Consider the following 17,790-nt stretch of genomic DNA (forward strand, 5'->3'; position numbering starts at 1 on the left):
TCGCCGGCCAACATCAACCGGCAGGCGGGTTCGGCCGGCGGCATTCCGCCGACGGGCACCATCGGGCCGGTGTCGTTCACCGACACCTTCACCTCCACGCCGCTGCTTGTCGGTGAGCTTTACACCATCTCGCTGCGCTCGACCGCGGGCGCCACGATCAGCCCCGGCGAGCCGGTTTCGGTGCCGGAGCCTACTTCGCTCGCGATCCTGGGTGCGGGCCTGTTCGGCCTCGGCCTGGTCCGCCGCCGTCAGCGTAACTGAGGCCTGACGAGGGGCGGCGCGGCGAAAAGCCCGCGCCGCCCCGGTGGCCTCAGGCCATGTTCACCATGATCGTCTTCTTGTGGGTGAAGTGCTCCAGCATCGATTCCAGCGAGGCTTCCTTGCCGAGCCCGCTGGACTTCACGCCGCCGTAGCTGAGGTTCGCCTGCACCACCAGGTTCTGGTTGATCTGCACCAGGCCTGCCTCCAGCCGATGCGCCAGGTCCAGGCCGACCTTCAGGTTGTTGGTCCAGAGCGAGGCGGCCAGGCCGTATTCGCTGTCATTCGCCTCCGCCAGCACCGCCTCCGGGTCGTCGAAGGGCTGGATGACGGTGACCGGTCCGAAGATCTCCTCCCGCACCAGGCGGCTTTTCGCATCGAGGCCGGTGAAGATGACCGGGCGGATGAACAGCCCCTTCTTCAGCGCCGGGTCGGTGGGCATGGCGGAGCAGACATGCGCGGTGGCGCCCGGCGTCCTGGTGCCTTCCTCGATGAAGCCCTGCACCTTGTCGAACTGGTCCTGGCTGATGATGGTGCCGATGTCGGTCTTCTCATCCAGCGGGTCCCCCATCACCATCTTGTCGACGGCGTCCTTCATCGCGGCAACGAAGCGGTCGAAGATCGGGCGCTCGACATAGATCCGCGACGCCGCGGTGCAGGACTGGCCCTGGCGGGTGAAGCGCATGGAGGTCAGCGCGCCGGAGACCGTCTTGTCGAATTCGCAATCGGCGAAGACGATCATCGGCGACTTGCCGCCGAGCTCCAGCGTCACCGGAATCAGCTTCTCGGCCGCCGCGCGGGCGACGATCTTGCCGGTCTCGACCGAGCCCGTGAAGGTCACCTTCTTCACCAGCGGATGCGCCACCAGCGGCGCGCCGCATTCCGGGCCCTGGCCCGAGACCATGTTGAAGACGCCGGGCGGCAGGATGCGGTTCAGGATCTCGCAGATGCGCAGCACGGTCAGCGGCGCTTCCTCCGCACTTTTCACCACCACGGCGTTGCCGGCCACCAGCGCGGGCGCCACCTTCAGCGCCATCAGCAGCATCGGCACGTTCCACGGGATGATGGCGCCGACCACGCCGAGCGGCTCCCGCACCGTCACCGACAGCACGTTGGGGGCGAAGGGCACGCTCTCGCCCTTCAACTCGCCGCCGAGGCCGCCGAAGAATTCGAAAACGTCGGCCACGACATTCGCCTCGACGCGCGACTCGGTGCGCAGCGCCTTGCCGGTTTCCAGCGCGATCAGCAGGCCGAGTTCATCGACATGGGCGCGGATGGCGGCGGCGCAGGCATGCACCAGGGCGCCGCGCTTGCGGGCCGGCACCTTCGCCCAGGCCTTCTGCGCCTTCGCGGCGGACTGCACGGCCGCATCCACATCCGCCGCATCGCCTTCAGCCGCCTGGCCCACTTCGAGGCCGGTCGCCGGGTTCACAACGGCGAAGGTCCTGCCGGACCGCGCCGGCACATAGCGGCCGTCGATCAGGTGCACGCCGGACAGCGCCTTCGCCAGTGCGAAGGGGTCGGTGCTGGGGGCCTCCGGAGTCTTGTGGGGCTGGTCGAGCATGGGTTTCCTCCCAGGTGGTCGCGGCCCTATAAGCGCGGGCCGCGGGGGCATGATGGCCGTCGGCCGGAACATGCGTCGGCACGGGCCGGGCCGCAATGCCGGGTCGGCCACCAACGAAGGGACTGGAGTTATCATGGAGAAGGCGCCGAGTGGCCCGCTGCGGGGCCTCAGGGTCCTCGACCTCACCCGGGTGCTGGCCGGCCCGACCTGCACGCAGATGCTGGGCGACCTCGGCGCCGAGGTCATCAAGATCGAGCGGCCGGAAGCCGGCGACGACACGCGCGGCTTTGCACCGCCGGTCTGGCCGGAGACGAAGGAAAGCGCCTACTTCCTCGGCGTGAACCGCAACAAGAAGTCGCTGACGCTGGATATCTCCAAGCCCGAGGGCCAGGACATCATCCACCAGCTGCTGGATGGCTGCGACATCCTGGTCGAGAACTTCAAGGTCGGCGCGCTGGCCAAGTATGGCCTCGGCTTCGAACAGCTCTCGCAGAAATTCCCGGGGCTGATCTACTGCTCCATCACCGGCTTCGGCCAGACCGGCCCCTATGCACCGCGCCCGGGCTACGATTCGCTGATCCAGGCGATGGGCGGCGTGATGTCGCTGACCGGGGAGCCCGACGGGCTGCCGCAGAAGGTCGGCGTGCCGGTCGCGGACCTGTTCGCGGGCCTGTATGGCTGCATCGGCATCCTGGCGGCGCTGCGCCACCGCGAACGCACGGGGCAGGGGCAGCAGGTGGATATCGGCATGCTGGACACCAGCGTGGCCTGGCTGGCGAACCAGGGCATGAACTTCCTGGCGACCAAGGAAAACCCGGCGCGGCTGGGCAACCAGCATCCGAACATCGTGCCTTACCAGGTGTTCCCGACGCGGGACGGCCACATCGTGCTGTCCGTCGGCAACGACCCGACCTTCGCCCGCTTCTGCGAGGTGACGGGCCAGCAGGCGCTGCTGTCCGACGAGCGCTTCGCCACCAACGCGTCCCGCGTCGCGAACCGGGAGTTCGTGACGCAGACGCTGACGCCGGTGATGCAGTCCCGCAGCACCGATGAATGGGTGACGGCGCTGGAGGCCGCGAAGATCGGTTGCGGCCCGATCAACACGCTGGAGAAGGTGTTCGCCGACCCGCATGTTCAGGCGCGGAAGGTGGTGGTGGAGATGCCGCATTCCTCCGGCGCCACGGTGGAGGTCATCGCCAACCCGGTGCGGCTGTCCGCGACGCCGACGGATTACCGCGTCGCGCCGCCGCTGCTCGGCGAGCATTCGGAGGATGTGCTCTCCGGCCTGCTCGGCATGAGCGAGGCGCAGATCGCGGCGCTGCGGACCAAGGGCATCGTCTGAATGCGACGCGGAAGGCTGCGCTACCTGCTGGGTGCGGCCTTCTTCGAGCTGGCCTGGACCGAATGGGGGCCGCAGGACGGCGCGCCCGTGGTCTGCGTGCATGGCCTGACCCGGAATGGGCGGGATTTCGACATGCTGGCGCAGGCGCTGGCTGGGGCCGGGCGGCGCGTGTTCTGCCCGGACCTGCCGGGGCGCGGCTTATCGCAATGGCTGCCGGATGCGCGGATGTATGCGCCGCCCGCCTATGTCACGGCGCTGGCGCATCTGCTGGCGAGGCTGGAGGGGCCGGTCGATTGGGTCGGCACCTCGCTGGGCGGCATCTGCGGCATGATGGTGGCCGCCGCCGAAGGCCACCCGATCCGCCGGCTGGTCCTGAACGACATCGGCAGCCGGGTGCCCGAGGCCGCAGTCGCCCGCATCGCACGCTACATGCAGCAGGAATTGCGCTTCGACGACCTGGCGGGGCTGGAGGCGCATCTGCGCGAGGTGCACGCGCCCTTCGGGCCACTCACCGACGCGGCGTGGCGGCACATGGCGGAGACCAGCGCGCGGGCCCTGCCGGATGGCGGCATCGCGCCGCATTATGACCCGGCGATCGGCCTGCCCTTTGCGCAAGCCGCGCAGGGGCCGATCGAACTCGGCGCGCTGTGGGACCGGGTGCGCGGGCCGGTTCTGCTGCTGCGCGGCGCCGAGAGTGATGTTCTGGAGGCGTCGACGGCCGCCGAGATGGCAAGTCGACCGGGGGTACAACTGCTGGAGATCGCTGGCGCGGGGCATGCGCCGGCGCTGGTGGATGCGGATCAGGTGCTGCGGGTCGTGGCGTTTTTGGCCTGACCAGGCAGCCTTGCCACCTGGTCTCGCATTACTGACGGCTCAGTTTCTCGCGCATGATGCCGAGCCAGGCAATGACGATCGCGATCAGAAAGCCCACCGGAATGTTTTGAACTGTCGTCGTGGGCTGACAGAGAGCGTCATAGTGGCCCTTATGCTGCTGTACCAAAGCTGAGACCATCTCATTCTGGTCGTTCGCTTCCTGAAGAAAATGTTGAATGATTTGAGGTATCGAGGGACGAAGATTGGATTGCTGGAGGGCTTCAAGCTGGGAAAGAATGTCGACTGCCAAGCCATAAACCCTGCTGAGCGCTGAACTCTGGTCACGAATGGACTGATTCGTACGCCAACGCTGCTGGCGTGGTTGCCGAACCGCGATTTGCTTGCGCAGGTCAAGCATATCCGATCGGCTCTTAAGCTGCTGCAGCGCGCTATTGAGATCCCTGCGTAGCTTGTCGATCTGCGCCTGATTGTCAGTGTGATCTGGGTCGCCAGGATTGGTTCCAGGCGGAGCGAGAAAGGCGGGATGGCGGACCATTGCCGCCTGGATGGCCCGCAGGGTCGCCTCGATGGCGGGAAGTCCCGATGCCACAGCCAACTCCCGTCTGAAGCGAGGTTGTTGCCGTCAACAAGCTACCGACGTTGCAATATCATTTCAATATCCTTTTGTCTGACGCGCGGCGTCATTCAAGGGCGCAGTTCGCGTCGGAATTTTCGCGGTGGCGTTACCCGATCCAAGGATAACCAACCATTTCGGAGAGCCCACCACTGCCAGCGGCTCAGTGCGAACCTTGGCGGGGAGGGAAGGGATGGAAGCCGCAGGTCCTTCCCGTCGAACGTCACCCTGTCTGCCACCCTTCCTTTGCGCACGGCATGAAGCCGCCACCATGCAATGGCCTTGGCTTGATCGTCTCGGGCATGGGTGAAGGAAACCAGCGCTTCCACCTCCGCCCGCTGTGCGCGTATTGCTGCAAGGTCGTTCACGTCTACCCCGCCCGCAGCTTCCGAGCGGCCTCCACGGCAAAGTAGCTCAGCACGCCATCCGCGCCGGCGCGCTTGAAGCCGAGCAGGCTCTCCATCATCGCCCGGTCATGGTCGAGCCAGCCATTGCGCACCGCGGCCATGATCATCGCGTATTCGCCGGACACCTGGTAGGCGAAGGTCGGCACCGCGAAACGGTCCTTCACCCGGCGGACGATATCCAGGTACGGCATGCCGGGCTTGACCATGACCATGTCCGCCCCCTCCGCCAGGTCCAGCGCCACCTCGCGCAGCGCCTCGTCCGAATTGGCCGGGTCCATCTGGTAGGTCTTCTTGTCGCCGCCCTTCAGCGAGGCGCCGGAGCCGACCGCGTCGCGGAACGGGCCGTAGAAGGCGGAGGCGTATTTGGCGGCATAGGACATGATGCGGGTGTGGATCAGGCCCTTGGCGTCCAGCGCCGCCCGGATCGCGCCGACGCGGCCATCCATCATGTCGGAGGGCGCGATGACATCGATGCCGGCCTCGGCCTGGATCACCGCCTGGACGGTCAGCACCTCCAGCGTCTCGTCATTGGCGACATACATGCCGCCGGGGCCGTCGCGCAGCACGCCGTCATGGCCGTGGTCGGTGTAGGGATCCAGCGCCACGTCGCCGACCAGGCCGAGGTCCGGGAACTCCCGCTTCAGCAGGCGGGCAGCGCTGCACATCAGGTTCTCCGGGTTCTTCGCCTCGGTCCCTTCGCCATCCTTCCGCGCCGTATCGGTCGCCGGGAAGATCGCGATGGCGGGAATGCCGAGCTGCGCGGCCGGTGCGACATGCGCCGCCAGCCGGTCCAGCGTCACACGCTTGACGCCGGGCATGGAGGCGACCTCGGTCTCGATGCCGCTGCCCTCGATCAGGAAGATCGGCCAGATCAGGTCGTCGACCGTGAGCTTGTTCTCAGCCACCAGGCGGCGCGTGAAGGCGTCGACGCGGTTGCGGCGCGGCCGTATCGCGGGGAAGCCGCTCATGCCGCGGCGGCCAGGGCCTGGTCGAGATCGGCGATGATGTCGTCGATATGCTCGATGCCGATCGACAGCCGGACATAGCCGGGGGTGACGCCGGAGGCCGCCTGCTCCTCCACCGAAAGCTGGCTGTGGGTGGTGGTGGCCGGGTGGATCGCCAGCGACCGCGCGTCACCGATATTGGCGACGTGGTAGAACATCTTAAGCGCCTCGATGAACTTCCGGCCGGCGTCGGCGCCCGCCTTCAACTCGAAGCCCATCAGCGAACCATATCCGCCCTTCAGCGCCGCATCGGCCCGCCTGCGGCTTTCGCCGCTCTGCTGGCTCGGGTGGATCACCTTCGCCACGGCCGGGTGCCCGGCGAGGAATTCCGCGACCTTCACCGCATTGGCGCAATGGCGCTCCATCCGCAGCGGCAGCGTCTCCAGCCCCTGCAACGTCAGGAAGGCGTTCATCGGCGCCATCGGCGCGCCGAGGTCGCGCAGCAGGATGACGCGCATGCGGATGATGTAGGCAACCGGCCCCATCGGCTTCACCGCCTGGGTCCAGACGGCGCCATGGTAGCTCGGGTCCGGCTTGTTCAGGGTCGGGAAACGGGCGGCATTGGCCTCCCAGTCGAAGTTGCCGCCATCCACCACGACACCGCCGATGCTGGTGCCGTGGCCGCCGATCCACTTGGTGGTGGAGTGCATGACGATGGCCGCCCCCAGCGCCAGCGGCTTGCACAGGATGGGGGCCGCGGTGTTGTCCATGATCAGCGGCACGCCGATCCCGCGGCCGAGCGCCGCCACCTCCGCGATCGGGAAGACCTGCAGCTTCGGGTTGGGCAGGGTCTCCGCGTACCAGCAGCGGGTGCGGTCATCGGTGGCGCGGACGAAGGCCTGCGGGTCCGCCGGGTCCACGAAGCGGACCTCGATGCCGAAGGATTTCAGCGTGTTGGCGAACAGGTTCCAGGTGCCGCCGTAGAGGTCCGTGGAGGAGACGATGTTGTCCCCGGCCTCGCACAGGTTCAGCACGCAGAAGGTCGTGGCCGCCTGGCCGGAGCCCACGGCGAGCGCCGCCACGCCACCTTCCAGCGCCGCCACGCGCTTCTCCAGCACGTCCACGGTGGGGTTCATGATGCGGGTGTAGATGTTGCCCATCTCGGCCAGGCCGAACAGGCGCTGGGCGTGGCCGGTGTCCTGGAACTGGAAGGACGTGGTCTGGTGGATCGGCACCGCCACGGACCCCGTGGTCGGATCGGCGCGCCAGCCGGCGTGCAGCGCGATGGTTTCCGGCTTGTCCGATGCGGCCATGGTCGTGTTCTCCTGGTCCCGGGGCGATTCCTTGGGCGCATCCGTTCCATGCCGCGGGGGGCGGAGGCAAGGGTGAGGCTGGGCCCCTCCGCCGCGGGCGCGCCGGAGGCGATGTTTCTCCCGTTGCGGTGGCGATCGGAAAACGCTGCCCCGCGTCAGCAACCCTGCCCGTGACGCAAGATATGGCGGCGGAGGTTTCGTGCCGCCACACGGCGTGGTAACTCCGCCGGCATGAGCCCCGCCGATATCCCCATCGCCCTCGGCAACGACCATGCCGGCACCGAATTGAAGGCGACGCTGCGCGCGGCGCTGGAGGCGGCCGGCCATCCGGTGCTGGACCTCGGCACCCATGGCACCGAGAGCGTCGACTATCCCGATTTCGCCGCCGCCGTCTGCGCCGCCGTCACCGAGGGCCGCGCCCGCTTCGGCGTGCTGGTCTGCGGCACCGGCATCGGCATCTCGATCGCCGCCAACCGCAACCCGGCCATCCGCTGCGCCCTGGTGCAGGACAGCACCGGCGCGCGGCTGACGCGGCAGCACAACGACGCCAACGTCCTGGCCCTCGGCGCCCGCATGATCGGTGCGGAAGTGGCGCTGGACGCCCTGCGCACCTTCCTCGCCACGCCATATGAGGGCGGCCGGCATGACCGCCGGGTCCTCAAGCTCAGCCCCGCATGGAGCCCCTCGCCATGAACGAGACAACCCCGGCGGTGACCCCCGCCCGCTTCTTCCAGGCCCCGGTGGCCGAGACCGACCCGGACATCGCCGCGACGCTGCGCGACGAGCTGATCCGCCAGCAGGACGGCATCGAGCTGATCGCCTCGGAGAACATCGTCTCCAAGGCGGTGCTGGAGGTGCAGGGCAGCGTGCTGACCAACAAATACGCCGAGGGCTATCCCGGCCGCCGCTACTATGGCGGCTGCGAGGTGGTGGACATCGCGGAGACGCTGGCGATCGAGCGCGCCAAGAAGCTGTTCGACTGCGGCTTCGCCAACGTCCAGCCGCATTCCGGCGCGCAGGCCAACCAGGCGGTGTTCTTCGCCCTGATGCAGCCGGGCGACACCTTCATGGGCCTGGACCTGGCCGCCGGCGGCCACCTGACGCATGGCGCGCCGGCCAACCAGTCCGGCAAGTGGTTCAAGGTCGCGCCCTACACGGTGCGGCGCGAGGACCAGATCATCGACATGGATGAGGTTTCTCGAATTGCGCGGGAGACCAAGCCCAAGATCATCATCGGCGGCGGCTCCGCCTATGCCCGGACCTGGGACTTCGCCCGCTTCCGGGAGATCGCGGACGAGGTCGGCGCGGTGTTCATGGTGGACATGGCGCATTTCGCAGGCCTGGTCGCCGGCGGCGCGCACCCTTCGCCGTTCCCGCACGCGCATGTCGTGACCACCACCACCCACAAGACCCTGCGCGGCCCGCGCGGCGGCATGATCCTGACGAACGACGAGGCGCTGGCCAAGAAGTTCAACAGCGCGGTCTTCCCAGGCCTGCAGGGCGGCCCGCTGATGCATGTCATCGCCGCCAAGGCGGTGGCGTTCGGAGAGGCGCTGCGCCCGGAATTCCGCGCCTATGCGAAGCAGGTGGTGCTGAACGCCAAGGCGCTGGCGGCGGAGCTGAAGGGGCAGGGGCTCGACCTGGTCGCCGACGGCACCGACAACCACCTGGTGCTGGTCGACCTCCGCCCGAAGAAGCTGACCGGCAAGGCCGCCGAGGGCGCGCTGAACCGCGCCCACCTGACCTGCAACAAGAACGGCATCCCCTTCGACCCGGAGAAGCCGATGGTGACCTCCGGCGTCCGCCTCGGCAGCCCGGCCGCGACGAGCCGCGGCTTCGGGGAGGCGGAGTTCAAGCTGGTGGGGCAGATGATCGGGGAAGTGCTGGACGGCCTCGCCAGGTCCAACGCGCCGGAGGCCAACGAGGCCGTGGAGCAGGCCGTGAAGGCGCGCGTCCTCGAACTCTGCAGCCGCTTCCCGATCTACGGCTGAGACCGATGCGCGCAAGCCCCCCTTTGCCGCCAGCAAAGCCCTCCACCCCCAGCGGGGGGAGAGGGTTGGGTGAGGGGGGGCGTGCCAAGTCCTGGGCGCGCTCCGAAACCTGCGCGACCCCCTCACCGAACCCTCTCCCCCTTGGAGGGGGAGAGGGCACTGCTGGCGTGCCTCCGGCACAGCCGAGGGCCTAAATTCATGCGCTGTCCTTTCTGCGGGCACGACGACACGCAGGTGAAGGACAGCCGTCCGGCGGAGGATGGCGCCTCGATCCGCAGGCGCCGGTCCTGCCCCGCCTGCGGCAACCGCTTCACCACCTTCGAGCGGGTGCAGCTGCGCGAACTGCTGGTGATCAAGACCGATGGCAGGCGGGTGCCCTTCGACCGGGACAAGCTGGCACGCTCCGTCCGCGTCGCGCTGCGCAAGCGGCCCTTCGACGAGGAACGGATCGAGCGCATCGTCAACGGCATCCAGCGCCGCCTGGAAGTGGAAGCCGACAGCGAGGTGCCGTCCCGCCGCATCGGCGAGGTGGTGATGGAAACGCTGCGCGACGTGGACGAGGTGGCCTATGTCCGCTTCGCCAGCGTCTACCGCAACTTCCGGGAAGCCAAGGATTTCCGGGCGTTCCTGGGGCAGATCGAAGGCTCCTGATGCCGGACGACGCTTTGCACATGCGCGCCGCGCTGGCGCTGGCGGCGCGTGGGCTGGGCAATACCTGGCCCAACCCGGCGGTCGGCTGCGTCATCGTCAGCAACGGGCAGGTGGTGGGTCGCGGCTGGACCCAGCCGGGCGGGCGGCCGCATGCGGAGACGGAGGCGCTGAAGCGCGCCGGCGCCGCCGCACGTGGCGCCACCGCCTATGTCACGCTGGAGCCCTGCTGCCATTGGGGCCGCACGCCACCCTGCACGGATGCGCTGGTCGCCGCCGGCGTCGCGCGGGTGGTGGTGGCGCTGCGCGACCCGGACCCGCGGGTCGATGGCGCCGGCCTCGCACGGCTGCGCGCCGCCGGCGTGTCGGTGGAGGAAGGGCTGCTGGCGGCGGAAGCGGCCGCGCTCAACGCTGGCTTCATCAAGCGGCAGCTTCTCGGCCTGCCGATGGTGACCCTGAAGCTCGCTACCTCCCTCGATGGCCGCATCGCCACCGTCACCAAGGAAAGCCGCTGGATCACGGGGCCGGAGGCACGCCGCGCCGCCCATGCCCTGCGCGCCCGGCACGATGCCATCCTGGTCGGCAGCGGCACGGTGATCGACGACGACCCGGACCTGACCTGCCGGCTGCCCGGCGGCGTGCCGGTGCCGGCGCCGCGCATCGTGGCCGATGCCAGGCTGCGCATCCCGGTGGGATCACGCCTGGTGCGAACGGCGCGGGAGATCCCGACCCTGGTCGCCACCACCCCGGGCCATCCCGAAGCCGCCCTGGCGCCGCTGCGGGACGCCGGGGTCGAGATCATCGAGGTCGCGCCGGGCCCGGAGGGGCTCGCGGCCCGGTCCATCCTTTCCGCGCTCGCCACCCGCGGCATCACCCGCGTGCTGGCGGAAGGCGGCTCCGGCATCGCGGCGTCGCTGCTGCGGGAGGGGCTGGTCGACCGGCTCGCCTGGTTCCACGCGCCGATGGTGATCGGCGGTGATGGCATCCCTGCCTCCTATCAACTGCCATTGATGGAACTTGCCAGGGCGCCCAAGTTCCGCCGCGTGGCCAGCCGGCCCCTGGGGGCGGATGTGCTGACCGAATTCGAGCATGAGGCAGGCTGAATGTTCACCGGGATCGTGACCGGCATGGGGGAGGTGGTCGCGATCACCCCGATCGGCGAGGGCCGCGACATGCGGCTGCGCATCGCGGCCCCGGCCGGCTGGCTGGAGGGTGCGGCGCTTGGCGCCTCCATCTGCTGTTCGGGCTGCTGCCTGACGGCGGTGGCCTATGACGGCGACCAGTTCGAGGTGGAGGCGAGCGCCGAGACACTGGCCAAGACCACGCTCGGCGTCTGGCAGGTCGGGCGCCGGGTCAACCTGGAACGCTCCCTGAAGCTGGGCGACGAGATGGGCGGGCACATCGTCTCCGGTCATGTCGACGGAGTCGGCAGCGTGCTGGCGGCAACCCCGGAGAACGGCTCCACCCGCTGGACCTTCGGCCTGCCGGCCAGCCTGGCGCCCTTCGTGGCCCGCAAGGGCAGCGTCGCCGTGGATGGCTGTTCGCTGACGGTGAACGAGGTCACGGCGGACAGCTTCGGCGTGAACATCATCCCGCACACGGCGGAGGTGACGGGCTTCGGCACCTTGCGCGCCGGCGATGCCGTGAACATCGAGATCGACATGTTTTCCCGCTACGTCGCGCGACTGATGGAGTTCCGGGCATGAACGTCCAGCCTGTGCGCACTAGCTTCCACGAATTCCTCAGCCCGACCGAGGAACTGCTCGAGGAAGCCCGCCGCGGCCGCATGTTCATCCTGGTGGATGACGAGGACCGGGAGAACGAGGGCGACCTGGTGATCCCGGCGCAGTTCGCGACGCCGGATGCGGTCAACTTCATGGCCAAGCACGCCCGCGGGCTGATCTGCCTGGCGCTGGCGCGGCACCGCGTGGAGCAACTCGGCCTGCCGCTGATGGCGCAGTCCAACGGCACGCGCCACGCCACCGCCTTCACCGTGTCCATCGAGGCGCGGGACGGCGTCACCACCGGCATCTCCGCCGCCGATCGGGCGCGCACCATCGCGGTGGCAATCAACCCGGAACTGGGGCGGGAGCATATCGTCACGCCGGGCCACGTCTTCCCGCTGGTGGCGCGGGAGGGTGGCACGCTGGTCCGCGCCGGGCATACCGAGGCGGCGGTGGATTTCGCGCGCCTCGCCGGGCTGAACCCCTCCGGCGTGATCTGCGAGATCATGAACGACGACGGCTCCATGGCCCGGATGCCGGACCTCGTCGCCTTCGCGCAGCATCATGGCCTGAAGCTCGGCACCATCGCGGACCTGATCGGCCACAGGCGCCGCACGGAACGCCTGGTGCGGCGGGTGGAGGAAGGCAGCATCGAGGGCATCGGCGGCACCTGGCGCGTCATTGTCTATGCCTCGACGCTGGACCAGGGCGAACACCTGGCGCTGGTGAAGGGCGACCTCTCGACGCCGGCGCCGGTGCTGGTGCGGATGCACGCGACCTCCCTGCTGCGGGACCTGGTGGCGGGGCAGGCGGAGGAGGATCTGCACGCGGCGATGCGCAGCATCTCCGCCGCCGGGCGTGGCGCGGTGGTGCTGATCCGCGACTGGCGGCCGGACGGGCTTTCGCAGCAGTTGCGGCTGGGGCGGGACCGCCGCGCGAACACGCCGGAAATCCGCGACTACGGCATCGGAGCGCAGATCCTGGCCGATCTGGGCTTGCGCGACATCATCCGCCTGTCCGACAACCCCCGGCCGCTGGTCGGGCTGGAAGGCTACGGCCTCAGCGTGGTCGAGACGCGGCCGATACCGAAGGACCCGACGTGAGCACCAAGGACGCACCGCAACGCCAGGCCCAGGCCCTGGCCGGGTCGCCACCCCGGCTGCTGGTCATCCAGGCGCCGTACTATGCCGAGGTCGTCGGCGGCATGCTGGCCGGCGCACAGCGGGTGGTGCACCAGGTTGGCGGCGCCATGGAGGTGGTGGAGGTCGCCGGGGCCTTCGAACTGGCCGCGGCGCTGCGCATGGCGCTCGCCGCGCCGGGGCGGTGGGACGGCTACCTGCTGCTCGGCTGCGTGGTGAAGGGCGAGACTGACCATTACGACTTCATCTGCGACGCGGTCTGCCAGGGCGTCATGGCGATCTCGGCCGAGACCGGCGTGCCGCTGGGCTTCGGGCTGCTGACGGTGGAAAACCTGGACCAGGCCATGGCGCGGTCGCGCGACGACAGCCACAACAAGGGTGCGGAGGCGGCGCATGCGGCGCTTGGCCAGATCGCGCTGAAACGAAGGTGGGCGCTGTGAGCGGGCGGGAATCGGGCAAGGCGCAGGCGGGCCGACCGCGCACGGGCGCACGAGTCGCCGCGGTGCAGGCTCTTTTTCAAAGCGAGCAGGCCGGCGAGAGCCCGGAATCGGTCATCGCCGAATTCGTCCGCCATCGCCTCGGCCCCAATGCGGCGGATGAGGGCTTCGGCGAGGGGCGCATTCCGGACGCCGACGCCAAGCTGTTCGCCCGCATCGTCCGCAACACCGCGGCGAAGATCGAGAGCCTGGACGAGACCATCGGCCGCGCGCTCGCCAAGGACTGGCCGCTGGAAAAGCTGGACCCGGTGCTGCGCGCCCTGCTGCGGGCGGCGGCCGGCGAGCTGGCGACGCCGAACGATCCGCCGGCCCGGGTCGTCATCAACGAGTACCTGGACATCGCCAACGGCTTCTTCGTCGGCGACGAGCCGCGCTTCGCCAATGGCGTGCTGGATGCGCTGGCGCGTTCGCTGCGCGCGGATGAGTTCACCGCGGCACCGCGCGGATAGCGGTTCGAGGCAGGCATCGAACGGTGGGTGAGGGGGACGTATCGAACCGTGAACCGCCTTTTATTCCTGTACAGCCCCCCTCACCCAACCCTCTCCCCCCTGCGGGTGGAGAGGGCTTTTGCCGCGGACTGCTAGCGCATGTCGCTGCCCGCCGAGTTCGGGCTGATCGCGCGCCATTTCGCGCCGCTGGCGGGTGAGGGGGCGCTTGGGCTCGGCGACGATGCCGCGCTGCTCGACCCGCCGCCGGGCCGGACGCTGGTGCTGGCGGCGGATGCGATGGTGGCGGGGGTGCATTTCCTGCCCGACGACCCGCCGGATTCCATCGCCCGCAAGCTGCTGCGGGTGAACCTGTCCGACCTCGCGGCCATGGGGGCGGTGCCGCTGGCCTACCTGGTCACCACGGCCTTCCCGCGCGGCGTCGCGCAGGACTGGGTCGCGTGTTTCGCGGCCGGGCTGGCGGCCGACCAGGCGGAGTTCGGCGTGGCGCTGCTCGGCGGGGATACGGTGGCGACCGATGGGCCGGCGAGCTTCTCACTGACCATCCTCGGCCATGTCGCGCCAGGTACCGCGCTGCGGCGCGTGGGTGCGCGGGTGGGGGATGACGCCTGGGTCTCCGGCAGCATCGGCGACGGCGCGCTGGGGCTGCTGGCGCTGACCGGGCGGCTGCCGGCCGATGCCGAATTGGCAGACCGCTACCGGCTGCCGCGGCCGCGCCTGGGCCTGGGGCAGGCGCTGGTCGGGCTGGCACGGGCGGCGATGGATGTCTCGGACGGGCTGGTGCAGGATTTCGGGCATCTGGCGCGGGCGGCCGGCTGTGGCGTGGAGATTCGGGCAGAAGACGTGCCGCTCTCGGCCCCGGCCGGCGCCGCGCTGGCGGCCGATCCGGCGCTGCGGTCGCGCATCCTGACCGGGGGCGACGACTATGAACTGGCCTTCGCCGCCGATCCCGCCGACGCCGACCGCATCCGGGCTGCCGGCCTTGCCGCCGGCGTGCAGGTGACGCGGATCGGCCGCTTCGTGGCGGGGGAGGGTGTCCGGGTGCTGGATGCCGCGGGCGAATCGGTTCAGTTATCGGGCAGCGGCTGGAGCCATTTCTGATGCAGAGTGCAGAGCGCGCGATGAAGCGCGATGTCCGGCTGCTGTTCTTCTGCCAGGCGCTGATGAACGCCTCGGTCGTCGGGCAGGTCGCGATGGGCGCGCTGGTCGGCTACAGCCTGGCCAGCGACAAATCCCTGGCGACGCTGCCGCTGGCCTTGCAGATGGTGGCGACCATGGCGGCCTCCATCCCGGCCGGCATCATCTTCGCCCGGCTCGGGCGGCGGGTCGGGTTCTTCGTCGGCGCCGCGGGGTCCTTCATCGGCGCGCTGACCTTCGCGCTCGGCATCTGGATGGGCGATTTCTGGGTCTATTCGGCCGGCGCGATCCCGGCGGGAATCGGCTTCGGCATCGCCCAGCACTACCGCTTCGCCGCCGCCGAGGTCGCCTCCCCGGCCTATCGCCCACGCGCCATCTCCCTGGTCATGGCGGGCGGCGTGCTGGCGGCGATCTTCGGGCCGGAGCTGGTGAAGCACAGCAAGGACATGTTCGCGCCCTTCCTGTTCCTCGGCACCTACCTGCTGCTGGCGCTGCTGCCGATCATTTGCGCCGTGCTGCTGACCATGGTGCGCCTGCCGCCGGCGCCGCCGCGGCCGAAGGTGGCGACCCCGGTGTTCGAGATCATCCGCCGCCCGGCCTTCCTGGCCGCCGCCGGCACCGCCGCCATGGCCTACGGCACCATGAACCTGCTGATGACCTCGACCCCGCTGGAGATGATGGCCTGCGGCTTCGGCGTCGGCGCCAGCGCCACCGTGATCCAGGCGCATGCGGTGGCGATGTTCGGGCCGGGCTTCTTCACCGGCCGGCTGATCGCCCGCTGGGGCGCGCGGCGGATCATCGCGGCCGGAGTCGGGCTGAACGTGCTGTGCACCGGCGTCGCCATCCATGGCGAGACCTTCGGCCACTTCGTCGTGGCGCTGGTCCTCCTGGGTCTCGGCTGGAACTTCATGTTCGTCGGCGCCACGACCCTGCTGGGCGAGGCCCACAGCACGGAGGAGCGGGTGCGGGCGCAGACGGCGAACGACTTCATCGTCTTCGGCACCGTCGCCTGCACGGCGCTGGCCTCCGGCGCGGTGCACGCCCAGGCGGGCTGGGTGGTCCTGAACCTGCTGGTACTGCCGGCGCTGGTGCTGGCGCTGGGACTGACGCTGTGGATGCGGCCGGCGGTCGCGAAGCCGGCTTAGGCTTGAAGCCTAGCGGCTCGGCGCGCCGATGGTCTGGCCGGTGCCGCCGGTCTGGCCGCCGACGCCGGGCGCCAGGCGGCCGAGGTTGCCGAACAGCTGCTGCAGGATGGTGCGGTCATTGCCCGGCGAGGGCGTGATGCGGCTGACCACGGCGACGTCGCGGCCTTCCTCCATCCCGATGCGGCGGATTTCCTGCACGATGCCGGCGTCATTGAACACGATGGCGACGACGCGCTGGTCCTCCACCGACAGGGTCCGGGCCGGGCGCTGCCGGGTGACGGCGCTCATGTAGTACCAGGTGCTGTTGTCGAAGGTGCCGGTGTGGGAGGGCGAGCCGATCAGCGCCTCGACATCGGCGCGGGAGGTGACGCCGGTGGTGATCTGCGCCAGCGCCTCCTCCTCCACCGCGTGGCCGCGGAGCTGGCGGGGGCTCTCGAACAGGCCGACGCCGGGGATGCCGGACAGGTTGCCGCAGCCCGCGAGGGCCAGCATCGCGGTCAGGGCCAAACCGGGCCGCAGCCCCGACCTCAACCGCGCAATATTGACCGTGTGCATCGGGCGCTCCATGTGCCGGCAATGCCACCCTGGCGGGTTGCGGTCAACGGGCCGTCCCCCGCGGGGTTTCGCCATGGGAGTGAGTGATGGGCCTTCTCGGCCTTCTCGGACGCAAGCCGCATGAGCGGGCGGGGTTCGACCTGTACACCGCCGCCGTGACCGCGGCCCGCCAGCCCGGCTTCTTCGAGGCCGGCGTGCCGGACACGCTGGATGGGCGGTTCGACATCGTCTCGCTGCATGTCGCGCTGCTGATCCACCGGCTGCGGCGCGATGCCGACCCGGCTGGGCCGAAGCTGGCGCAGGCGGTGTTCGATGCGATGTTCTCCGACATGGACATCAACCTGCGGGAGATGGGCGTCGGCGACCTGGTGGTGGGCAAGCGCGTGAAGCGGATGTGGGAAGCCTTCCACGGTCGCGCCGCGGCCTACGAGGCGGCGGTGGATGCCACGGACCGCGCGGCGCTGGCGGAGGCGCTGACCCGCAACATCTGGCGCGGGGAGCCACCGCCCGGCGGTGCCCCGGCGGCCCTGGCCGACCATGTCCTGGCCGTGACGGCGGGCCTGGCCGCGCAGCCGATCGCGACGCTGAAGCGCGGGCGGGCCGCTTTCCCGGTGCTGGCGCCGGGCGGGCTGGCCGCCGCATGACGCCCGAATTCTCGCGCCCGCACCGACTCGGCGCCGGCGAAACCCGGAGCGTGGAGCTGCGCGCCCGGCCGGACGAATGCGCCGCGCTGGCGGCCCGATTCGCCATCCCGGCGGTCGAGCGCCTGGAGGCCCGGTTGACCCTGACGCCCGAGACCGGCGGCACCACGCGGCTGACCGGCACGCTGGAGGCCGATGTGGTGCAGGACTGCGTGGTGACGCTGGATCCGGTGCCGCAGCAGGTCCGCACACGGCTCGACCTGCGCATCCTGCCGCCCGGCACCCCCGCCACGGATGACGACCCTGACAGCCCGGACGAGGTCGAGACCACCGGCAACGGCGTGGATCTGGGCGAGGTGGTGGCCGAACAGCTGGCGCTGGCGCTTGACCCGTATCCGCGCGCCCCCGATGCGGCGATTCCGCCCGAACTGGAGCCTGCGCCGGACGAGCCGGATGTCGATTGGGCGCCGGATGGAGCTGACGCAGCCCGGCCCAACCCCTTTGCGGCGCTGGCCCGGATCAAACGGCACTGACCGGCGCCTTGCTCCGCCCGCGACGCGGTGCTACTCCCCGCGGCTCCGCTGATATTGCA

20 protein-coding genes are annotated in these 17,790 nt (G+C 69.8%); 15 read left to right on the forward strand and 5 right to left on the reverse strand.

The genetic code is table 11. The annotated features are described in order from the left end of the window. On the forward strand, positions 1–261 hold a 261-nt coding region (locus tag ACFHPP_RS18780; protein WP_437164768.1), incomplete at its 5' end, for a PEP-CTERM sorting domain-containing protein. A gap of 49 nt (positions 262–310) precedes the next feature. On the opposite strand, the gene ACFHPP_RS18785 is transcribed toward ACFHPP_RS18780, so the two are convergent. Then, a complete protein-coding gene (locus ACFHPP_RS18785) occupies positions 311–1,822 on the reverse strand; it encodes an aldehyde dehydrogenase family protein (RefSeq protein ID WP_437164769.1) in 1,512 nt (503 codons plus the stop codon). 133 nt (positions 1,823–1,955) lie between these two features. On the opposite strand from ACFHPP_RS18785, the gene ACFHPP_RS18790 reads away from it, so the two are divergent. Both ACFHPP_RS18790 and ACFHPP_RS18795 read left to right on the forward strand, forming a co-directional pair. Continuing rightward, entirely contained in the window at positions 1,956–3,164 is a 1,209-nt protein-coding gene (locus ACFHPP_RS18790) for a CaiB/BaiF CoA transferase family protein (protein ID WP_437164770.1), read from the forward strand. Beyond that, positions 3,165–3,998, forward strand: coding sequence for an alpha/beta fold hydrolase (locus ACFHPP_RS18795; protein WP_437164771.1), 834 nt, complete (start codon positions 3,165–3,167; stop codon positions 3,996–3,998). A gap of 28 nt (positions 3,999–4,026) precedes the next feature. On the opposite strand, the gene ACFHPP_RS18800 is transcribed toward ACFHPP_RS18795, so the two are convergent. The 3 genes from ACFHPP_RS18800 to ACFHPP_RS18810 all read right to left on the reverse strand — a co-directional run bounded on the left by ACFHPP_RS18800 (position 4,027) and on the right by ACFHPP_RS18810 (position 7,275). Continuing rightward, on the reverse strand, positions 4,027–4,587 hold the full coding sequence (locus ACFHPP_RS18800; protein ID WP_437164772.1) for a hypothetical protein: 561 nt from the start codon (positions 4,585–4,587) through the stop codon (positions 4,027–4,029). Positions 4,588–4,981: 394 nt separating this feature from the next. After that, a complete protein-coding gene (gene hemB / locus ACFHPP_RS18805) occupies positions 4,982–5,986 on the reverse strand; it encodes a porphobilinogen synthase (protein WP_437164773.1) in 1,005 nt (334 codons plus the stop codon). Then, the gene (locus tag ACFHPP_RS18810; RefSeq protein WP_437164774.1) at positions 5,983–7,275 is read right to left on the reverse strand and encodes an O-acetylhomoserine aminocarboxypropyltransferase/cysteine synthase family protein; all 1,293 of its coding nucleotides are present in this window, start codon (positions 7,273–7,275) and stop codon (positions 5,983–5,985) included. The genes hemB and ACFHPP_RS18810 overlap by 4 nt, the downstream gene beginning before the upstream one ends. Positions 7,276–7,506: 231 nt before the next feature. Between ACFHPP_RS18810 and rpiB the strand changes: the two genes are divergently transcribed. The 10 genes from rpiB to ACFHPP_RS18860 all read left to right on the forward strand — a co-directional run bounded on the left by rpiB (position 7,507) and on the right by ACFHPP_RS18860 (position 16,002). Beyond that, positions 7,507–7,968: a ribose 5-phosphate isomerase B gene (gene rpiB / locus ACFHPP_RS18815; RefSeq protein WP_437164775.1), complete on the forward strand. Its 462-nt coding sequence runs from the start codon at positions 7,507–7,509 to the stop codon at positions 7,966–7,968. Next, a complete protein-coding gene (gene glyA / locus ACFHPP_RS18820) occupies positions 7,965–9,266 on the forward strand; it encodes a serine hydroxymethyltransferase (RefSeq protein WP_437164776.1) in 1,302 nt (433 codons plus the stop codon). The genes rpiB and glyA overlap by 4 nt, the downstream gene beginning before the upstream one ends. A 198-nt stretch (positions 9,267–9,464) precedes the next feature. Continuing rightward, positions 9,465–9,917, forward strand: a complete 453-nt coding sequence (nrdR, locus tag ACFHPP_RS18825; protein WP_430667267.1) for a transcriptional regulator NrdR — start codon at positions 9,465–9,467, stop codon at positions 9,915–9,917. Continuing rightward, a complete protein-coding gene (gene ribD, locus ACFHPP_RS18830) occupies positions 9,917–11,017 on the forward strand; it encodes a bifunctional diaminohydroxyphosphoribosylaminopyrimidine deaminase/5-amino-6-(5-phosphoribosylamino)uracil reductase RibD (protein ID WP_437164777.1) in 1,101 nt (366 codons plus the stop codon). The genes nrdR and ribD overlap by 1 nt, the downstream gene beginning before the upstream one ends. Beyond that, positions 11,018–11,620, forward strand: coding sequence for a riboflavin synthase (locus tag ACFHPP_RS18835; RefSeq protein ID WP_437164778.1), 603 nt, complete (start codon positions 11,018–11,020; stop codon positions 11,618–11,620). Beyond that, the gene (ribB, locus tag ACFHPP_RS18840) at positions 11,617–12,741 is read left to right on the forward strand and encodes a 3,4-dihydroxy-2-butanone-4-phosphate synthase (protein WP_437164779.1); all 1,125 of its coding nucleotides are present in this window, start codon (positions 11,617–11,619) and stop codon (positions 12,739–12,741) included. Before ACFHPP_RS18835 ends, ribB begins: the two co-directional genes overlap by 4 nt. After that, positions 12,738–13,217: a 6,7-dimethyl-8-ribityllumazine synthase gene (gene ribH / locus ACFHPP_RS18845; protein WP_437164780.1), complete on the forward strand. Its 480-nt coding sequence runs from the start codon at positions 12,738–12,740 to the stop codon at positions 13,215–13,217. The genes ribB and ribH overlap by 4 nt, the downstream gene beginning before the upstream one ends. Beyond that, positions 13,214–13,723, forward strand: a complete 510-nt coding sequence (nusB, locus tag ACFHPP_RS18850) for a transcription antitermination factor NusB (protein WP_437164891.1) — start codon at positions 13,214–13,216, stop codon at positions 13,721–13,723. Before ribH ends, nusB begins: the two co-directional genes overlap by 4 nt. Before the next feature lie 138 nt (positions 13,724–13,861). After that, positions 13,862–14,821: a thiamine-phosphate kinase gene (gene thiL / locus ACFHPP_RS18855; RefSeq protein ID WP_437164781.1), complete on the forward strand. Its 960-nt coding sequence runs from the start codon at positions 13,862–13,864 to the stop codon at positions 14,819–14,821. Beyond that, entirely contained in the window at positions 14,821–16,002 is a 1,182-nt protein-coding gene (locus ACFHPP_RS18860) for an MFS transporter (protein ID WP_437164782.1), read from the forward strand. Before thiL ends, ACFHPP_RS18860 begins: the two co-directional genes overlap by 1 nt. A 9-nt stretch (positions 16,003–16,011) precedes the next feature. On the opposite strand, the gene ACFHPP_RS18865 is transcribed toward ACFHPP_RS18860, so the two are convergent. After that, positions 16,012–16,557: an outer membrane protein assembly factor BamE gene (locus tag ACFHPP_RS18865; RefSeq protein WP_437164783.1), complete on the reverse strand. Its 546-nt coding sequence runs from the start codon at positions 16,555–16,557 to the stop codon at positions 16,012–16,014. Between the two features lie 86 nt (positions 16,558–16,643). Between ACFHPP_RS18865 and ACFHPP_RS18870 the strand changes: the two genes are divergently transcribed. Both ACFHPP_RS18870 and ACFHPP_RS18875 read left to right on the forward strand, forming a co-directional pair. Continuing rightward, positions 16,644–17,201, forward strand: a complete 558-nt coding sequence (locus tag ACFHPP_RS18870) for a ubiquinol-cytochrome C chaperone family protein (protein ID WP_437164784.1) — start codon at positions 16,644–16,646, stop codon at positions 17,199–17,201. Next, entirely contained in the window at positions 17,198–17,731 is a 534-nt protein-coding gene (locus ACFHPP_RS18875; RefSeq protein ID WP_437164785.1) for a YceD family protein, read from the forward strand. Before ACFHPP_RS18870 ends, ACFHPP_RS18875 begins: the two co-directional genes overlap by 4 nt. The last annotated feature ends 59 nt before the right edge of the window (positions 17,732–17,790 follow it).

Origin of the sequence: Falsiroseomonas sp. E2-1-a20 (assembly GCF_051433195.1) — a bacterium.
Taxonomy (GTDB): Bacteria; Pseudomonadota; Alphaproteobacteria; order Acetobacterales; family Acetobacteraceae; genus Falsiroseomonas.